At 45.1% G+C, this 17,720-nt stretch carries 18 protein-coding genes; 6 read left to right on the top strand and 12 right to left on the bottom strand.

What is annotated here, in order from left to right; all coding sequences use genetic code 11:
* Positions 1-16: 16 nt before the first annotated feature.
* Positions 17-2,152: a helix-hairpin-helix domain-containing protein gene (locus H3H32_RS29610; RefSeq protein ID WP_240543535.1), complete on the top strand. Its 2,136-nt coding sequence runs from the start codon at positions 17-19 to the stop codon at positions 2,150-2,152.
* Positions 2,153-2,186: 34 nt separating this feature from the next.
* The gene (locus H3H32_RS29605; RefSeq protein ID WP_182459321.1) at positions 2,187-2,906 is read left to right on the top strand and encodes a putative polyvalent protein kinase domain-containing protein; all 720 of its coding nucleotides are present in this window, start codon (positions 2,187-2,189) and stop codon (positions 2,904-2,906) included.
* 14 nt (positions 2,907-2,920) lie between these two features.
* On the opposite strand, the gene H3H32_RS29600 is transcribed toward H3H32_RS29605, so the two are convergent.
* Both H3H32_RS29600 and H3H32_RS29595 read right to left on the bottom strand, forming a co-directional pair.
* Positions 2,921-3,667 carry an ABC transporter ATP-binding protein gene (locus H3H32_RS29600; protein ID WP_182459320.1) on the bottom strand — a complete coding sequence of 249 codons (747 nt, stop codon included), beginning with the start codon at positions 3,665-3,667 and terminating at the stop codon, positions 2,921-2,923.
* Positions 3,668-3,755: 88 nt separating this feature from the next.
* Positions 3,756-4,487, bottom strand: coding sequence for an MlaE family ABC transporter permease (locus H3H32_RS29595; RefSeq protein WP_182459319.1), 732 nt, complete (start codon positions 4,485-4,487; stop codon positions 3,756-3,758).
* A gap of 163 nt (positions 4,488-4,650) precedes the next feature.
* On the opposite strand from H3H32_RS29595, the gene H3H32_RS29590 reads away from it, so the two are divergent.
* Both H3H32_RS29590 and H3H32_RS29585 read left to right on the top strand, forming a co-directional pair.
* Positions 4,651-5,325 carry an SDR family oxidoreductase gene (locus H3H32_RS29590; RefSeq protein ID WP_182459318.1) on the top strand — a complete coding sequence of 225 codons (675 nt, stop codon included), beginning with the start codon at positions 4,651-4,653 and terminating at the stop codon, positions 5,323-5,325.
* Positions 5,326-5,422: 97 nt separating this feature from the next.
* Positions 5,423-6,337, top strand: coding sequence for an ROK family protein (locus tag H3H32_RS29585; protein ID WP_182459317.1), 915 nt, complete (start codon positions 5,423-5,425; stop codon positions 6,335-6,337).
* A gap of 67 nt (positions 6,338-6,404) precedes the next feature.
* Here the strand turns inward: H3H32_RS29585 and murB are convergent, their stop codons facing one another.
* Entirely contained in the window at positions 6,405-7,430 is a 1,026-nt protein-coding gene (murB, locus tag H3H32_RS29580; RefSeq protein ID WP_182459316.1) for a UDP-N-acetylmuramate dehydrogenase, read from the bottom strand.
* Positions 7,431-7,518: 88 nt separating this feature from the next.
* Here murB and H3H32_RS29575 point away from each other — a divergent pair, with 88 nt between their 5' ends.
* Positions 7,519-8,133: an SPOR domain-containing protein gene (locus H3H32_RS29575; RefSeq protein ID WP_240543534.1), complete on the top strand. Its 615-nt coding sequence runs from the start codon at positions 7,519-7,521 to the stop codon at positions 8,131-8,133.
* A gap of 82 nt (positions 8,134-8,215) precedes the next feature.
* The gene (gene gmd, locus H3H32_RS29570) at positions 8,216-9,328 is read left to right on the top strand and encodes a GDP-mannose 4,6-dehydratase (RefSeq protein WP_182459315.1); all 1,113 of its coding nucleotides are present in this window, start codon (positions 8,216-8,218) and stop codon (positions 9,326-9,328) included.
* A gap of 118 nt (positions 9,329-9,446) precedes the next feature.
* Here the strand turns inward: gmd and H3H32_RS29565 are convergent, their stop codons facing one another.
* From H3H32_RS29565 to H3H32_RS29525, 9 genes are all read right to left on the bottom strand, one after another.
* On the bottom strand, positions 9,447-10,991 hold the full coding sequence (locus H3H32_RS29565) for a Do family serine endopeptidase (protein WP_182459314.1): 1,545 nt from the start codon (positions 10,989-10,991) through the stop codon (positions 9,447-9,449).
* 373 nt (positions 10,992-11,364) lie between these two features.
* On the bottom strand, positions 11,365-12,126 hold the full coding sequence (rnc, locus tag H3H32_RS29560) for a ribonuclease III (RefSeq protein ID WP_182459313.1): 762 nt from the start codon (positions 12,124-12,126) through the stop codon (positions 11,365-11,367).
* A gap of 3 nt (positions 12,127-12,129) precedes the next feature.
* Positions 12,130-13,380 carry a beta-ketoacyl-ACP synthase II gene (fabF, locus tag H3H32_RS29555; RefSeq protein ID WP_182459312.1) on the bottom strand — a complete coding sequence of 417 codons (1,251 nt, stop codon included), beginning with the start codon at positions 13,378-13,380 and terminating at the stop codon, positions 12,130-12,132.
* 153 nt (positions 13,381-13,533) lie between these two features.
* Positions 13,534-13,773 (bottom strand): acyl carrier protein, encoded by a 240-nt coding sequence (locus H3H32_RS29550; RefSeq protein WP_018617787.1) that lies wholly within the window; start codon positions 13,771-13,773, stop codon positions 13,534-13,536.
* 197 nt (positions 13,774-13,970) lie between these two features.
* Positions 13,971-14,822, bottom strand: a complete 852-nt coding sequence (locus H3H32_RS29545) for a TIGR01459 family HAD-type hydrolase (protein WP_182459311.1) — start codon at positions 14,820-14,822, stop codon at positions 13,971-13,973.
* Positions 14,823-15,044: 222 nt separating this feature from the next.
* A complete protein-coding gene (locus H3H32_RS29540; RefSeq protein ID WP_182459310.1) occupies positions 15,045-15,599 on the bottom strand; it encodes a periplasmic heavy metal sensor in 555 nt (184 codons plus the stop codon).
* Positions 15,578-15,901, bottom strand: a complete 324-nt coding sequence (locus H3H32_RS29535; RefSeq protein ID WP_182459309.1) for a hypothetical protein — start codon at positions 15,899-15,901, stop codon at positions 15,578-15,580. Before H3H32_RS29535 ends, H3H32_RS29540 begins: the two co-directional genes overlap by 22 nt.
* A 30-nt stretch (positions 15,902-15,931) precedes the next feature.
* Complete coding sequence (locus H3H32_RS29530) at positions 15,932-16,528, bottom strand: RNA polymerase sigma factor (RefSeq protein ID WP_240543533.1); 597 nt, start codon at positions 16,526-16,528, stop codon at positions 15,932-15,934.
* Between the two features lie 71 nt (positions 16,529-16,599).
* Positions 16,600-17,640: an aminoglycoside phosphotransferase/kinase family protein gene (locus H3H32_RS29525; protein ID WP_182459308.1), complete on the bottom strand. Its 1,041-nt coding sequence runs from the start codon at positions 17,638-17,640 to the stop codon at positions 16,600-16,602.
* Between the last annotated feature and the right edge of the window lie 80 nt (positions 17,641-17,720).

Below are 17,720 nucleotides of genomic sequence, written 5' to 3'. Positions count from 1 at the left end.
TTCTAGCGATCAAGTTATGGCGAAGACAAACTGTACTGTACTTGAACAAAAAGGATTTTTACGAACTCTTTGTCTACTGATAGCGGTCGGATTTGCGACCGCTATTCCTGTTTTTGCGCAATCAACTACATCTGTTGGTCGGAATGCGGATCGTTCGGATGATATTAGTCGATATCTTCAGGATCTGTTTCCTGTACAAACTGAGGGTATTGATTATCAGTCTGTATATGACGCGCTGACCCAACTTTACGCAAATCCACTCGATCTTAACGTGGCGAGCCGAGACGAGCTAGAGACTACGTATCTTCTTACGGAACGCCAATTAAGCAGTCTGGCTGCTTATAGAGCCGAATTTGGTGATCTGTTATCCATTTATGAGCTACAGGCTGTGCCGGGTTTCGACTTGCCAACGATTCGTCGGTTGCTACCTTTCGTTACAGTAGCTGGAACTCCGAGCTTATTTGGCGCTTTGCCGAATCCAACGGATAACTATCTAATTGTCCGTTACGAACAGGTTCTGGAGCAGCAAAAAGGGTTTTCTGGGGCTGAACCTGACAAAAAGGGTAATCTGCCAACTCGGTATTTGGGTAATTCTGGTCAGTATTATGCCCGCTATCGCTACAGTCGCCCTCGAATGTTCAGCATTGGCCTAACAGCGGAAAAAGACCCTGGTGAATTGATAAACTGGCAACCTTCAACCCGACACTATGGGGCCGATTACATTTCGTTTCATGCCCAATTACAAAACCGGGGGCGCTGGCGGAATATACTCGTGGGCGATTATCAAGTACAAGTCGGGCAGGGGCTCGTCTTATCGGCGGGATTTGTTCTGGGCAAAAGCGCCGAAACAGTTCAGACCGTTCGTCGACCAACACTAGGCGCCCGACCTTATACTTCGCTTACAGAATATGGTTATTTCCGGGGCGCAACGGCCACTTATTCGTTGCATCGAACGGTAGATATAACACTGTTAGCTTCCCGAAACCATCGTGATGCTAATCTAACTGCCGATAGCCTGGGCGAGACTACCGCTACCTCGTTGCAAACGTCGGGCTTACACCGAACACAAGCTGAGATTGACGATCAGGGAAGCTTGCTCGAAACGAACGTTGGCGCGCATCTTCTGTATCATAATCGTCGCCAGTTTCAACTTGGGTTAACCTTCCTGCGAACGACGTTTGATAAATTTTTTCAGAAGCGAGATCTTCCATACAACCAGTATGAATTTACAGGAAAGCAAAATCTCGTTGTGGGTGTGCACGGGAGCTACATCTGGCGAAACTGGAATCTATTTTCTGAAGTAGCCCGCAGCAGCGGTTCTGCTACGAATTCAGGCGGAATTGGGGCAGTGGGTGGCGCACTAGCCAGCCTGACTAAAAAGATTGATATGGCTATTGTGTTGCGACATTACGACCGCAGCTTTCACAGTTTCTATAGCAATGGCTTTAGTGAAGGAAGCCGAACAATTAATGAGTCGGGCGCGTACCTGGGTTTGAAATATACCGTTTATCGGAAGCTGACTATAGGCGGCTTTTTCGACTATTTTAATTTCCCGTGGCTGAAATATCTGGTTGATAAACCGTCGGACGGATTCGATTACTTATTTCAGGCACGGTACACTCCTAATCGAAAAACGGCGTTTTATGCTGTCTACCATGAAGAGCATAAGCAGAAAAATCTGACGATTGGCAAGGTCAAAGATGTTGTTGGTACTACGCGACGGAACTACGCCCTCAATGCCGAGTATAAGCTCATGCGTGGTTTATCGTTGCGATCGCGAGCGCAATGGGGTGGGTTTGCGTATTCAGGGCAACCCGTTTCTCGTGGATTCGTTTTGGTTCAGGATGCCACGCTGGATTATCGACGCCTTAGTTTAAGCGGTCGGGTTGCCCTGTTTGGTACCGATGATTATGATAGTCGGCAGTATGTCTATGAGCGGGATGTCCTCTATGCGTTCTCCTTTCCAGCTTACTTCGACCGAGGTATCCGCCATTATTTATTGATGCAATACGGCTTGAATCGCCATTTGGACGTCTGGGTTCGTTGGGCCAGAACCGATTTGACCAATCAGACCACCGTTGGCTCTGACCTCGACCAGATTGATGCTCCGCATAAAACGGAAGTGAAGGTGCAGGCGCGTTGGCGGTTCTGAACAATTCACGTTTAAACTTTTTATCTTTACAAAAATGCCTAATTCTCACGCCGATGAAGAAAGCCAAAGAGATCGAATTGAACGACTTCCACAAAGCGTTGAACAATCGATTGATCAAGAAAATCTCCGAGCAGCCCTTGATGTCACAAGAAGAATTCATCGAACAAACGCGTCGCTTAGCCCAGCAATCCAAGCGGGACACAGTGAAATTTGGCGATTAAGCGAAGAAATAAAACTTCTTGAAGCCGAGGCTTTGTATGCGTGGTCAATAACAGCTAATTGTGTTTGGGATGCAGATGATTTTACCAACCGTTGGTATGATTCTGGCTGTATAGAAGGTGGCGAAAACCAAGTTATTCATGCTGGAAGTCTTGTCTACAAGCGTAACAACTTAGCTTTTCACACAAGTTATCTGGAATATTTTGAGCGCTTAACTCTGCATAATTGGCTATTCCCCGGAACGCTATACAGATTTGAAGGGATGATGGTGGTCGTTGAGTCGGGTGATGAATTTCCTCAACTACGGCCTGTTGTTTCACAGAAAGCGTTACGAGCTGTTCGAGGAGCAACTCGAGATGAAGTTGAACGTCTGATGAATCAATTAGGGTTTTTGCGTCGGTATGAAGATAACTATGCCAATGCTGACCGGACCCTATTTATCGAAGATTTGCACGACCAGAATGTTCTGGTCGATGCTACTGGTGACCTACTTGTTTTTGATCCGGTTATCTATCTCACTAAGCCAGCATTATAGAAGCAGTCATCTTTTTACTTCTCCATTTCCCGAATAAGCTTATTCGCGTTGATGAACTCGTTCAACTCTTTTACATCCGAGTGGATAAGTGTATCGCTATTTCCTTCCCACAGTTTTTTGCCCTGATAGAGAAACATAATTTTCTCGCCAATCTCCATCATTGAGTTCATATCGTGCGTAATAACCACGGTTGTAATCTGATACTCATCCGTTATTTCAGAGATAAGCTGATCTATTTTTATGGATGTCAGTGGGTCGAGACCAGAGTTGGGTTCATCACAGAAAAGGTATTTAGGATTCAGCACAATAGCTCGCGCAATACCGACCCGCTTTTTCATACCACCACTGATTTCCGACGGCATCCGATCGGCGGCAGCTTCCAGACCAACGCGTCGTAAACACTCTTTGGCCCGATCTACTTTTTCCCGTTCGGGTTGATCGGTCAGCATATCGAGCGGAAACCGAACGTTTTCCAGAACGGTCTTTGAGTCAAACAAAGCTGACCCCTGGAATAAAACGCCCATCTCTCGTCGAATTGCTTTCTGTTCGTCCAGATTACTGGTTAGAAAGTCCCGTCCGTCGTACAATACCTGTCCTGAATCGGGTTTGATCAAGCCAATCATACACTTAAGCAGCACGCTTTTACCCGTGCCGCTTCCGCCAATAATCAGGCTTGTATCACCAGGTTTGAACGTTCCATTGATGCCAGCCAAAATCTGCCGATCCCCAAACGTCTTCGATATATTTTTAATGTCAATCATTGGCCAATGATTGAATGACTGGGTGATTGACTGGTTGAATAAATCGCTTCTTTGCTATTCAATCAGTCAATCAGTCAATCATTCAAAATTAAGTTAACAGCATCTGAGTCAGGATAAAGTCGGCGGCTACGATGGCGATACAACTGTTGGTTACGGCGGCTGTAGAGGCCGCACCGACTTCGAGGGCACCTCCGCTTACTTTATATCCTTGATAAGCTGAAATTGTTGAGACAAGAAAAGCGAATACAACTGTTTTGATTAGTGCGAACGTAACCCCAAACGGCTTATACTCGAAACGTAGGCCCGATACATAGTCTTCGGCCGAAATAACGCCCGCTAACGTTCCGGCGATATAACCACCTAAAATAGCCAGAAAGCCAGCCATAATAACCAGTAACGGGAACATCAGAACAGAAGCAATTACCTTGGGCAAAATTAGATACGAACTGGAATTGATACCCATTACTTCGAGCGCATCAACCTGTTCTGTAATACGCATAGTCCCTATTTCGCTGGCAATATTAGAGCCTACTTTACCGGCCAGTACAATACACGATAACGTTGGTGCTAACTCCAGAATTGAGCTATCCCGCACGATAAGGGCGATAATATTTTTAGGGACGAAAGGATTGGTTAGGTTATAAGCCGTTTGTACACAGGTAACAGCGCCAATAAAGGTGTTCACCAACGCGACAATAAAAATGGAACCGACACCAATAGAGGTACACTCGTTCAGAATAAGACTCAGATAAACCCGGAGCTTCTCCCGATTGCGGAAGAGCGTTCCCAAAAAGATAAAGTAACTGCCTAATCGTGACATAAATCGAGTAGCGAAACAAACCGACTTTAGGTAGGAGCAGGTCGGTATTATATACCCGGAAGAACCCCGGTAAAGATAGAATGGTTTCTATGTAACTTGCGTCCTGAGCTAAACCTTCCTGATTGAAAGAAGTAAAGAGGCAAGAAACATAAAAGATTTTTTAATGAATCCACTAATCATTGTAACAGGTGGCACCAAAGGTATCGGCCGCGCCATTGCCGACCGATTTGTTGCCGAAGGATTTGATGCTGTTATCTGCGCTCGTTCGGTTGACGGTATACAAGGAGAAAATCTGTTGCCTGTTGCGGCAGATTTGTCAACAAGAGATGGCGTAAATGTCTTACTTGACTACACCCAGTCACTCAATCGGCCTGTAGAAGTGCTGGTCAATAATACGGGTGTGTTTCAGCCGGGTCAAATTCACAACGAGGCCGAGGGTACATTTGAGTTACTGATGAATACGAACGTTGCCAGCGCTTACCATCTCTCGCGTGGGTTAGTTGGCGGAATGATTTCTCGTCGGCAGGGACATATTTTTATGATGTGTTCCACCGCCAGTATTACACCCTATACGAATGGTGGTTCCTATTGTATTTCAAAATTTGCCCTGTTGGGAATGAGTCGGGTCTTGCGGGAAGAGCTGAAACCACATGGCGTGAAAGTAACGGCTATTTTACCGGGCGCAACCCTGACAGCGAGTTGGGAGGGTAGTGATTTGCCCGAAGAGCGTTTTATGAAGCCTGAAGATGTAGCTAACAGCGCCTGGGCGGCTTATTCGCTCTCAAAAAGTGCCGTTGTCGAAGAAATTCTTATCCGTCCTCAACTGGGTGATATTTAGCGTTAGCCATTAACGGCTAAGGTTTCGTATCTTGCGCCCTGCTTCATCGTTCCTGAGCTCTGAAAATTGTTCACTGATAAACTGATTATTGCTACGAATGGCTTCCGTTGAGTATTTGGGTATTGACGTCGGCGGCACGAACGTCAAAATGGGTATTGTCGATGCGAATACCGGTAAAATTTCCAATTTCTATAGCCACGACACCATTAGCTGGCGTGAATCGGGCCATTTTGTCGATCGCTTTGGTGATGCGGTTGCGCTCCAACTGCTAAATAATAAAGATGTAAAGATGGTTGGAATTGGTTTGCCCGGTATGTTAAACCGTGAACGAACAGTTCCTCTTGAAATTACCGCCATTCCAGAAATCAATGGCGTTCCGATGGTAGAAATCCTAAGCAAGCGATTTCCTGGTACCCAATTTTTTCTGGCTAATGATGCCAATGCAGCCGCGTTGGGCGAATATTATTTTGCCGAAGAGAAAATCACGGAAAATTACATTTTTATTACCCTGGGCACTGGTGTAGGTGGTGCGGCTATCATCAACAAGAAAATTTTCACCGGTGGCGATGGCAACGCCATGGAGCCAGGCCATATCCCTTCCCGTAACGGTCGGGTACTGGAGCGAAATATTGGCAAGAAAGAATTGCTGGATTTAGCTAATCTGCGCCGAAGCGAATTTAAAGGCGACACGCATTTGCCTAATGATGGCAGTATCTCAACAACCGGTTTGGTTGCTGCTGCCGCTGAAAATGACGAGCTAGCGTTACAAATCTGGACCGAAGTTGGTGAAATACTGGGTGAAGGCTTAGCGGCACTGATTAAAATATTGGATATCAAGCAGGTGTTGATTGGCGGTGGGCTATCTGCCTCGTTCGATTATATTATACCTGCCGTTAATAAAACGCTTGACTACTGGCTCAACGATTATTACAAAAATGGCTTGAGCATTAAAAAAGCGACCTTAGGAAACGACGCGGGCTTGCTTGGCGCGGCTTCGCTCTGCTTTGAGTAAGATAAAGGGCTAAAATCGTAGGGGGAGGAAGTTTTGCCAACGGCATCAACTTCCTCCCCCTACGATTTTAAACAATATTGACTTCTGGAGAGATACTAACTCCGAATTTCTCCTGCACCGATTGCTGAACTTGTTTGGCCAGGGATATTATTTCGTCGCCTGTAGCAGTACCATAGTTGACCAATACCAATGCCTGTTTGGCGTGAACGCCTGCATCGCCGGAGCGATAGCCTTTCCAGCCAGCCTGTTCAATCAACCAACCCGCCGGAACCTTTACCTGTTCATCTCCAGCGGGATAGCCGGGGAGGGTTGGATAGTCGGTTTTTAGGGTATCGAATTGAGCTTTAGGAATCTCAGGATTCTTGAAAAAACTTCCCGCATTGCCAATTTGGGCAGGATCAGGTAGTTTACTACGACGAATCTGAATAACAGCATCGCTAACCGCCTTAATCGTCAGCTTATCTTCCGATACACCCATAGCGGTCAGTGTTTCCTGAATAGCTCCGTAACGAGTATGAAAAGTAGGCTGCTTATCTAGCTGAAACGTAACACTTGTGATAATGTACTGACCTTTCAACTCTCGCTTAAAAACGCTCTCCCGATAACCGAAAGCGCAATCGACGTGAGTAAATGTTCGTTTTTCGCCAGTTAATATATGAATAGCCGTGAGCGACTCGAATACTTGCTCCAACTCGACACCATAAGCGCCAATATTCTGCATTGGAGACGCACCAACCGTACCTGGAATCAAGGAAAGATTTTCCATACCAGCATAGCCTCTTTTTACACAAAAAAGAACTAACTCGTGCCAGTTGACCCCTGCACCAGCCGTCAAGTAAACGTGGTTGTCATCTTCCCGGATAATGTCAATTCCCTGAATATTAATTTTAACCACCAACCCATCGAAATTCTGACGGAGGAGCACGTTACTTCCACCACCAAGAATCAGTTTTGGGGTATCGATAAATTCCGAGAGTTGAAGCAAAGTCCGAAGATCCTCTTCGTTACTAATCTCGACCCAATACCGCGCATTGGCATCAATCCGGAATGTATTATAGGGCTTGAGCGATACGCGGCTTTGTATATTCAGCATGTAGTATTTCTGGTGAATAGCCAAAATTAACTAAAATCCGGCATGGGTTTGTACTGAGCTTGGTGGATTCACGTATTCGAATGCCAAAATGGCTATTTTAGCGTTTTATTTGTCGATGAGTATGCATTACAAAGTAGGGGGAGTATTTATACTGGCGGTATTCATTCTAAGTGGTTGCGCAGGAAGTCGTCCTGTCAGCTCAAGCCGAATGACTACCGACTATAATAGCTATAACGAAGATTTAGCTTCGGTACGTCCTGTATATGGGTCAACGTCAACCACTTCGCCCGTTGCAAGCCGCCCAACAGCCCCAGCAACTCCGACGACCACACCCCGAAAAACGGATACACGTAAACCGAACGCCCCCATTGAAGCGCTGCATATTAATCGACGGCTCGATTTGGTCCTTGATACAATTGCTACGCAAAATCGAACCATACGTTATGCGCCCGGCTATCGTATTCAGGTGTATGTTGGAAATCAACGTCAGGAGGTCGATGGCGCGAAGCTATTGATTTCGCAGAATTTCCCGGAACTAAGCCCTTATCTGACATACAATCAACCGACTTATAAACTCAAGGTAGGTGACTTTATGCGTCGTTTAGATGCCGAACGCTACTATAATTCCATTCGTAGATTAATTGCCTCGGCGCAGTTACAGCCGGATAAAGTAGATATCCGCCGTAGCCTATTAATAAAGTAATGGACGAGATTTCCCAAACATACATTACCTTTGAGTAGTTTTTGACAAATTTATACGTTGAACATGACCTATTTAAGATGATATGAAAAAAGCACTAATTACTGGTATTACTGGACAAGACGGGGCCTATTTGACTGAATTACTGTTAGAGAAAGGATATGAAGTACATGGTATTAAACGCCGAAGCTCTCTATTTAATACCCAACGTATTGACCATTTATACGAAGATCCGCATGAAAAGAATGTGAATCTTAAGCTACATTATGGCGATTTGTCAGATTCTGCCAATATTATCCGCATCATTCAGGAAGTTCAGCCCGACGAAATTTATAACCTAGGGGCTATGTCACATGTTCGGGTAAGTTTTGATGAACCCGAATACACGGCTCAAGTTGATGGTATTGGTACCTTGCGTATCCTAGAAGCAGTTCGCTTATTAGGCCTTACAGAAAAAACCCGTATTTATCAGGCGTCTACATCTGAACTATACGGTGGTGTTCAAGGACACGCTCAGTCTGAAACGACTCCATTTTACCCGCGTTCGCCTTATGCGGTAGCTAAATTGTATGGCTACTGGATTACGGTTAACTACCGTGAGGCTTACAATATGTACGCTTGCAACGGAATTCTGTTTAATCACGAATCGCCACTACGTGGTGAAACATTTGTGACACGCAAAATTACCCGTGCTGTATCGCGTATTGGTTTGGGCTTGCAGGACAAAGTTTACCTGGGCAACATGGACTCCCTACGCGACTGGGGTCATGCAAAGGATTACGTTGAAGCAATGTACCTGATTCTACAACAGGACAAGCCTGAAGATTATGTGATCGCTACGGGTGTAACAACCAGCGTACGTGATTTTGTACGGATGTCGTTTGCCGAAATTGGCGTTGAATTGGCGTTCTCTGGCGAAGGTGTTTCTGAAGTTGGAACGGTAGTAAGTTCGACCAACCCTGAATTCCCTGTTGAAGTGGGCAAAGAAGTGGTTTGTATAGACCCACGTTATTTCCGTCCAACCGAGGTTGACTTGCTCTTGGGTGATCCAACTAAAGCGATGACTAAGTTGAACTGGAAACCTAAATATGATCTGCCAGCTCTTGTAAAAGACATGATGACAGCTGATATCGACCTATTCCGTCGTGATCAACTTTTAGCTAATAGCGGGCATCAGATCCTGAATTATTACGAATAGAAGAGAGAATACAATAATGATTCTTGTGCGGTCGGGTTCTCAAACCCGACCGTTTTTTGTGCATAAAAAAAGCGTCGGGTTTGAGAACCCGACGCCACATTAAAGATTTACTGTGTTATTAGACTGGCACAGCGTAGTAGTACATCCGTGAGCTGTTAGGGTACATGCCGATCAGCATCAAGCCTTCACCTTCTTTCACCGACGCCATAATTGCCTGAAGGTCTTTTGTGCTTTTAACGTTTTTGCCGTTAGCTTTCACGATAATAAAGCCTTCTTCAACATCAGTTTCAGCCAGTTTGCCATCAACGATCTTCTTGACCCGGACACCACCGCTTACGCCTAATTGTTTAGCATCCTGAGCAGAGAGGTCTTCGAATTGAGCACCAAGTGTACTTAGTGAGGTGTTCGCTGCTGTAACTTCCGTTTTCTTGATGATATCACGACCACCATTCCGGTTACGAAGCTCGACTTTAACATCGCGTTCGGTGCCATCGCGGTTAATTGTAACCGTAACAGCATCTCCAGGACGACGACGGCCGATGATTTCACGCATCTGAGCATCTGAATCCAGTGCCTGGCCTTCCATCTTCACAATAACATCGCCTTTTTTCAGACCAGCAGCTTCAGCAGCGCCTTTTTCAACAACGTTTTCAACATAGATACCCCGACCTACTTTGGCGCCCTTTTCTTTCGCTATAGTGCTATTTAGTTCAATAGGCAGAATACCAATGTAACCGCGTTGTACATTGCCATATTTAAGCAGATCAGCAGATACTTTCTTCACGAGAGATACAGGAACTGCAAAGCCATAACCGCTGTAATAACCAGTTGCTGAAGCAATCGCAGAGTTGATTCCAACTAATTCACCACGTAGGTTAACTAAGGCTCCACCCGAATTGCCTGGGTTGATAGCTGCATCTGTTTGAATGAAAGCTTCTACAGGAGTATCACCTTGTTTATCTGTACGAGCCCCTTGCTGACCTTGACGCTGAGCGTAGTCCTGATCCAGAATACCAATCCGACGACCTTTAGCACTTACTATACCAGCTGTAACAGTCGACTCCAGATCAAGCGGATAACCAACGGCTAGCACCCATTCGCCTAATTTCAGCGCATCAGAGTCACCAAGTGTGATAGAAGGCAGGTTGTTTGCTTCTACTTTAATAACGGCCAGATCTGTTAATGGATCAGTGCCAATTACTTTCGCTTTGAAGCTACGCTTGTCCGTCATAATTACTTCAACTTCGTCGGCATCCTGCACTACGTGGTTGTTCGTAACGATGTAGCCGTCTTTGCTGATGATTACGCCTGAACCAGAAGCCTGTCCCTGTTGACGACGGGGTTGTTGCCGTTGTCCACCAAACTCATCGCCGAAGAACTCCCGAAAAATGTCGGGCATTTGTTGCTGACGAACAGTACGAGTCATTGTCGTCCGAATATGTACAACCGTTGGGGTTACGGCTTCGGCTGCGGTCGAGAAATCACCTGGCACAGATGATGGTCCACCTGGCATTGAGGCCAAACGACCCAAAATAGTTGGGGCTGGCGACGATTCGTTAAAAATTACATCCCGGTTGTTGAATCCCAACAGGCTGTAAGCGGCCAGCGTTATTCCACTCGATAGAAGTGCTATCAACGCTAATAATTTCCAGTTGCTTTTCATGTTTAAATGGGAAAATCTAATTGCTTTCTTTTTGTGTTAGAGACAGCTTTCACTGTTTGTAGGTATAACGGAAAGTCGCTTCCGAAAAATCCAGGTCTTGTGGGTGCTTAACAAAATTTAACAAGGCTTTGTTAGAGAGCGTTTTGGACCTTTAATGACTCTTTAACGCATAGGAACCGTCTACCAACTTATGGTAAATTTCAAATTTTGTACCAATAGTATAAATAAGTACGATCATGACGATTTGACATGATTTTATACCACCCAAGTTCGAAATAATGCCAAAATGAACAATTTATTTGTGAATAATTCACAGTCTGCCCTAAGAGGAAGGCAGAAGCCGGATAGCTTATAAGCTATGAAGTGTGAAAGTCTACTTGATTGCTAATTGCTCAAATGCCTTTTCGGCGGCAGCTTGTTCCGCTTTTTTCTTGCTGTAGCCGCTACCCGTAGCAAACGCTTCATCGTCAACAAGAACCTGGGCGATAAACTCGCGAAAGTGGCTGTTGCCTTTTTCGGAGACAATTTCAAAACGAATCTCTTTGCCTTCTCGTTGCGCCCATTCGATCAGGCGGCTTTTGTAGTTACCGTTGTTCTGCACTACCGATTCGATATCGTAGTGAGAGAGAAGGTCTTTTAAAATAAATTGACGGGAGAACTGGAATCCTTTATCTAAGTAAACCGCCCCGACTAATGCTTCGAGCGCATCGCCATACATCGATGTGCGAGCTGGCAGACTGCGAGTTCGACTTCCGTCGTATTCAATCAGTTGATCGAGGCCAATTTTTCGGGAAATCCCGTTCAGTGTTTCCCGGTTAACAATCCGGGAGCGAATTTCGGTCAAGAAACCTTCGTCTTTGTAGGGGTATTTCTTGAAGAGAAACTCGGCAATAACCATACCCAGTACGGCGTCGCCTAAATATTCCAGTCGTTCGTTTGATTCCCTAAATCCCTCAATAGCCGTCGCCTTTGACGCTGACGTGTGACGCAGCGCCAATTGATACAACCCCAGGTTTGATGGGCGGGCGCCAATAATATGGCCAATTGAACGACGCAGATTCTTGCGCGGATCGCTGTTGCCAGACCGAAACCACTCTAAAGGGTTAAATAAACTACGAGGCAGAGCGAGTTGCACGACTCAGCTAAGTTTACGGAAAATAATGATGGCATTATGACCTCCGAACCCAAACGCATTACTCATTACGGTTGTTATGGATCGCTCCTGAGCCGTATTGAATGTTAAATTAAAGCGTGGGTCGATTTCTTCATCGTCAGTGAAGTGATTGATTGTCGGAGGAACGATTTGGTGTTCCATCGCTTTTAGACAGGCAATCGCTTCTACGGCACCCGCTGCACCCAGCAAATGGCCAGTCATCGACTTAGTCGAGCTGATATTTAGCTTGAATGAATGCTCTCCAAATAATTGATGGATCGCTTTCAGTTCCTGTGGGTCACCAATTGGTGTTGAGGTGCCGTGGGTATTAATGTAGTCAATGTCGGTGGGTGCGATACCGGCGTCGTTAAGAGCATCCTGCATAGCTAAAAATGCGCCTAATCCGTCCGGGTGTGGAGCTGTGATGTGATAAGCATCAGAAGACATTCCACCTCCAATTAATTCTGCATAGATTTTAGCTCCCCGTGCCAGAGCGTGTTCATACTCTTCGAGGATAATGGCACCGGCCCCTTCTCCCAGTACAAAACCATCACGATCTTTATCGTAAGGCCGGGAGGCTGTTTCGGGTGAGTCATTACGTTCTGATAAAGCCCGATTGGCGTTGAAACCACCAATGCCTGCCCGTGTAACAGCCGCTTCTGAACCACCCACAACGCACATGTTCAGACGCCCTAAACGGATGTAATTAAGCGCATCAATGATCGCGTTGTTCGTAGAGGCACAGGCAGAAACTGTTACGTAGTTTGTGCCCCGGAAACCGTAGCGCATCGAAATCTGGCCCGATGCACTATCAGCAATCATGCGAACGATGAAGAAGGGGTTGATACGAGGAGTACCATCACCTTTAGCATAGTCGATCATTTCGTCCTCAAACGATTTGAGTCCACCAATACCCGATCCCCAAATGACACCAACTTTGTTTTTGTCTAAGGTATCGAGATTCATGTTCGCATCACGAACGGCTTCTTCGGTAGCGATGAGCGCGTAATGGGTAAACGCATCCATTTTACGAGCTTCCTGCCGAGGAATAAACTGAGTGACGTCAAGCCCTTTCACTTCGCAGGCGAACCGCGTCCGAAATTTGCTGGCGTCAAACTTCGTAATGGGACCGGCCCCGCTTACACCGGCGGCTAAGTTGTTCCAATAAGTGGGTACATCATTGCCAATGGGTGTCAACGCACCGAGGCCGGTCACTACTACTCGTTTGAATGTCATACAGTTGTACTGCGTAATGGAAAAAGAGAAACAACGCCAAGCCTAAACTAGCTGGTGTTGACTTCCAGGTACTTAATGGATTTACTGATCGGAATGAACCATTCGAGCTCGGCCTAGTCGCCTTACTTCCGAATCAGGTTTCCGTCAATGGGCTTACTTGCCGATGTGTTTTTCCAGATATTCGATGGCCAAACCAACGGTAGAGATTTTTTCAGCCTCGTCGTCGGGGATAGGCAAGTTGAATTCTTTTTCAAATTCCATGATCAGCTCAACTGTATCGAGCGAATCGGCACCCAGATCGTTGGTGAAGCTTGCTTCTGGCGTTACTTCTGACTCTTCAACACCCAGTTTCTCAACAATGATATTCTTAACTTTTTGTGCAATGTCCGACATTTTGATAGTCTGTTCTAGTTAAAAAACTGCGCAAAGAAACGTATTTACCTTTGTATTATCAAACAATTTTTTGGACTATAAATCGTTCGTGAAAGCTGCGTATATAGATCTAATGTTCTAAAAATCAGCCGGTTGCAGATAGAAATCAAATAAAAAGATAGTTTCCTATACAATGGCGTATTCTGTAAAAAACTAGTCTAATTACGAATCACAACTGACTTACAGACGTAAGTTGGAATAATACCTGTGCTTCGAATTAGCACTTCAGCGTCTTGTTGTTGGGTATTTCCGGTTAGTACAAGGGCCGTATCTAAGCCAAATTTGTTACCGCCCAGAATATCAGTTCGTAAGGTGTCGCCCACCATCAAAATATCTCGCTTACTAATATGAGCCGCATTCTCGAGTCGCTCATAGGCAAACATGAACAATTGGGCATCAGGCTTACCGAATCGGATAAACTGTTTGCCAACAATGTTCTCGATCATTTTGGCTATGGCGCCAATCGCAATGGCAACACGGGTTTTTGAAACAGGATAGGTATTATCCGTATTGGCGACAATTACCGGGATATTACGTTTTCTAAGCAAATTCACGGTCTTGGTTAGGTCGGTATTCCAGTCAAAACCCTCATCGTCCAGAAGTACCAATGCATTAATATCAGCCACATCCTTAAGATCAACCTCGCTGATAGGAAGGGTTTTTAGACCAGTGGTTTCGAGATAATGGGCCGACTTTTCAGTACCCAGATAGGCTACAGTTCCATTGTGAACCTTTAAATCCAGGTACTCTCGAGCCAGCATTCCCGACGATATAATGCGTTCAGGTGTAATGGCATAGAAGCCTTTTCGGTAATACGATTCGGCGAGTTCGTGTGGCCCACGCGAGGCATCGTTGGTTAACACATAAAAATCTTTACCGCTCTCCCGAAGCCAGTCGAAAGTATGTTCAATACCCGGTAAAAGACCTTCTGAATTTTTTAAAACCCCAAATGCATCGAAGAAAATTACTTTATAGTTTTCGGCTACAGTCTTGAAATCGGTAAGTTGCATAAGGGGATTAGCTGAGTAGTAAGTTCGTTGTTTACCTATAGATTATTGGTAAAAATACGACCCAAGCCGAATTTTCAATTAGTTTTCTTTAATCTGGGCTCGTATAACAATAATTAATTGGTCAACAGCTAATAACAGCCTACCTGTATAAACTCCCTGAGTTCAGTGACTTGAGCCTCCAGAAAACTAGTTTTCGTTATTAGAAGGAGTAGACATTATCAATTAATTTCTAGGAGGAGGGGGGAAGTTTTCGGGTGGCCCACCTGGACGATCATCCGGTGGCCCCTCGCCATGAGAGTGGGGTGGTCGCTGACGTTGGCCAAATAAACGAGCTAGGTCAGTGACTAATTTCGCGAAATCTGCCTGTTGGTCTGAACGACAAAGTGATTTGATTTGCTGGAAATGGGAAAAGTTCAGTTCAGCGATTTGCTGCTGTACATCTGCAATTTGCCGAACCAGCGAACTCTTTGTTGAATCAGGGTGAACTTGAGTGAGTAGACCGTAATAGGATTGAAACAGCCGAATCGACTTAGTATTTAACTGCATCGTCTGCTGTTTATGCTGCCTAACTAGGTCTAAGTATTGTTTTTGCTGCTGTTCATCGAAATGAAGTCGAGCAATAATTAGTCGGGATGGTCCTTTATCATCGGGCTGCGGTCCTTGCATCTGATCCTTATGAGGAGATTGATCAGACCTGAAGATCAAAAAACCAATGGTCAGCAGATTAACTAAGAGCAGACCAAGTACAGCAAGGGTCAGTAGCTTTGTCCGCTCCATAGATCATATGGTTGATTGGTAGACGGATAAAGCTGCATGTCTGACACAACTGCGTTTAACTCAGCAGAGTTTGGACTAAAGGGGGCCGACTGCTGGCTTATAATATGCCAGTTAAGCAGTAGCAATAAGGCAAACGAAGCAATTGTAAGCCAGACTGTTCGGGCTGATAGATATACTGTGGAAGCTTCCGTATCGAGTCGATTCTGGATTTTGGCGAATAGAAACGGACTTGGGTCAACCCGCTGGATGCCATCTGAACTAGAAAGTATATCGTTGATCCATTTATTTTTCTTAGGTTCCATATTGATTGAGACGACAGGAGTTGAGGATTCCTACGGGTTCTGTAGAGTTTTATATAAACCGGCCAATTGTTTTTTTAGATTTTCAATGGCTCGTTGTAGTAACGACTCAACGGCTCCTACGCTTATTACCATTACTGCTGCCGCTTCAATATTGTTCAATCCTTCGATTTTTGTTAGAACGTAAGCTGTTTTTTGCTTGTCGGAAAGCTTGTCAATAGCGCGGAATAAGATAGCCGCACGCTCCTGGTTTTCGAGGGCAATACCTGGGTGATAAAAATCGGTAGGATGGTGTAGTACGTCGCCGGTGGAAGCATCGAACAGGCTGGTAAGGAAAGCAAATCGCTTCTGTCGCTTTTGATGTTTTAAGAAATCGAGCGATTTATTAACCGCAATTCGATAGAGCCAGGTTGTCGGACTAGCGTCTCCTTTAAAAGTACTTGCCGAGCGAAATACTTCGACAAAAACATCCTGCGTAATTTCTTCGGCATCTTCGCGACGGTGAACATAGCCCAATGCCAGCGTAAATACCTGACTTTTTGTTTGGTCATAGAATTCACGGAAAGCCTGATTACTGCCTTCCTGAATTTCTTTGACCAACAATGACAAGTCACGTAGATTGTTTATCATCAAGCTATATGCTCAATGCCTGGAGCGATGCTTTGACGGCTTGTCGTGACAAAAGTCATCTATCGAGAAAGCTATATCCCTAATGCTCGTAGGATTTTATCGGCATCAAACTGCTCAATAGATGGGAAATAGATTTCATATGCCTCGCGTTGCAATTTGATCGCATAGGTTCGGTGGAAAAAATAACGACCGTATTTGATCACGTAGTTGAGTATGAAAAAACGATAAGCTTCGGGCAGGAATCGAATTTCGTTTTCGGTAAGCGGGAATACTTTATGGTACTCTTTTAAAAACAGCAGGAAGCGTTCTTCCATCAATGGCCCAATAACGTAACTAAATACCGTCCGGTCGCCAGCATTGGAAACTACCCGACTGAAAAAGTAAAAATCCAGGACCCGATAACTGATGCGAAACCAATCGTAATCCCAACGAGAGTAAAGTTCGAGGTTTTGCGTAACTGAAAAGTTGCCAATATTCCAGTCAACGAAAACAGGCATGGTTTCTACAGTGCCTGCTACGAGTTTTTGTCGGTTGGCTAGAAACAATTCGCACTGTCGTTTTAACTCATCGATATGCAGTCGGTGCTCAAACTGACCAACTTCTGTATCTAGTAAATCTAGCAGATCCCAAACATCTGAACGTAGCGTTTTTGATGATTTAGGCAGCACTGTACTTACCCGAGAACAAGCCTTATGGAACTTCGCAACCTGTCGGCCAAGCATTTGAATATGGTGCTCTTCTAACCGACGGGGAAGTTTTAGCTGAATTCGAATTGGGTTATAGAACACCACCCAGGCATCAACAAAACTATCTTTTTGTCGATACGTATAAACCTGACCATCACGCACCAGCGATTTAGCAAGTACATTCTCAAACGGATAGAGCAGATTGTTGGCCAACGCATGAATAATGCGATGGTCTTCCAGAAAGTGCTCATACTTACCGAAATAAGACAACTTAGCGATGATATGCTCGCCATCCTCAAACGTAACTTTGAAGACGTGATTGGTTGAAACCTTTGCACTAATATCTTCAATAGTCAGGATTGGAACAGAACCATCAAACTCTGCCCAGGCCTTTTTTATAATGGTAGGATAATCGACAAGACGCATATTCTATGGTTTTCTGTTTACGGTTCACTGTTTACGGTTGCGCGAAGCGATCATGCGTCAGCCAACCGTAAACAGTGAAC

It is taken from the genome of Spirosoma foliorum, from assembly GCF_014117325.1.
Classification (GTDB): Bacteria; Bacteroidota; Bacteroidia; order Cytophagales; family Spirosomataceae; genus Spirosoma; species Spirosoma foliorum.
Note: the sequence above shows the minus strand (reverse complement) of the source record. Positions and strands in the feature narration are given on the sequence as shown.

Excerpts from the sequence above, each read along its gene's own strand:
- H3H32_RS29585 (WP_182459317.1), top strand. The coding sequence starts at position 5,423 with ATGGCTTCCGTTGAGTATTTGGGTATTGACGTCGGCGGCACGAACGTC.
- H3H32_RS29605 (WP_182459321.1), top strand. The coding sequence starts at position 2,187 with ATGCCTAATTCTCACGCCGATGAAGAAAGCCAAAGAGATCGAATTGAA.
- H3H32_RS29540 (WP_182459310.1), bottom strand. The coding sequence starts at position 15,599 with ATGGAGCGGACAAAGCTACTGACCCTTGCTGTACTTGGTCTGCTCTTA.
- gmd (WP_182459315.1), top strand. The coding sequence starts at position 8,216 with ATGAAAAAAGCACTAATTACTGGTATTACTGGACAAGACGGGGCCTAT.
- H3H32_RS29610 (WP_240543535.1), top strand. The coding sequence starts at position 17 with ATGGCGAAGACAAACTGTACTGTACTTGAACAAAAAGGATTTTTACGA.
- H3H32_RS29590 (WP_182459318.1), top strand. The coding sequence starts at position 4,651 with ATGAATCCACTAATCATTGTAACAGGTGGCACCAAAGGTATCGGCCGC.
- H3H32_RS29575 (WP_240543534.1), top strand. The coding sequence starts at position 7,519 with ATGGCTATTTTAGCGTTTTATTTGTCGATGAGTATGCATTACAAAGTA.
- H3H32_RS29565 (WP_182459314.1), bottom strand. The coding sequence starts at position 10,991 with ATGAAAAGCAACTGGAAATTATTAGCGTTGATAGCACTTCTATCGAGT.
- H3H32_RS29600 (WP_182459320.1), bottom strand. The coding sequence starts at position 3,667 with ATGATTGACATTAAAAATATATCGAAGACGTTTGGGGATCGGCAGATT.
- H3H32_RS29535 (WP_182459309.1), bottom strand. The coding sequence starts at position 15,901 with ATGGAACCTAAGAAAAATAAATGGATCAACGATATACTTTCTAGTTCA.
- H3H32_RS29525 (WP_182459308.1), bottom strand. The coding sequence starts at position 17,640 with ATGCGTCTTGTCGATTATCCTACCATTATAAAAAAGGCCTGGGCAGAG.
- murB (WP_182459316.1), bottom strand. The coding sequence starts at position 7,430 with ATGCTGAATATACAAAGCCGCGTATCGCTCAAGCCCTATAATACATTC.
- H3H32_RS29545 (WP_182459311.1), bottom strand. The coding sequence starts at position 14,822 with ATGCAACTTACCGATTTCAAGACTGTAGCCGAAAACTATAAAGTAATT.
- H3H32_RS29595 (WP_182459319.1), bottom strand. The coding sequence starts at position 4,487 with ATGTCACGATTAGGCAGTTACTTTATCTTTTTGGGAACGCTCTTCCGC.
- H3H32_RS29550 (WP_018617787.1), bottom strand. The coding sequence starts at position 13,773 with ATGTCGGACATTGCACAAAAAGTTAAGAATATCATTGTTGAGAAACTG.
- H3H32_RS29530 (WP_240543533.1), bottom strand. The coding sequence starts at position 16,528 with ATGATAAACAATCTACGTGACTTGTCATTGTTGGTCAAAGAAATTCAG.
- fabF (WP_182459312.1), bottom strand. The coding sequence starts at position 13,380 with ATGACATTCAAACGAGTAGTAGTGACCGGCCTCGGTGCGTTGACACCC.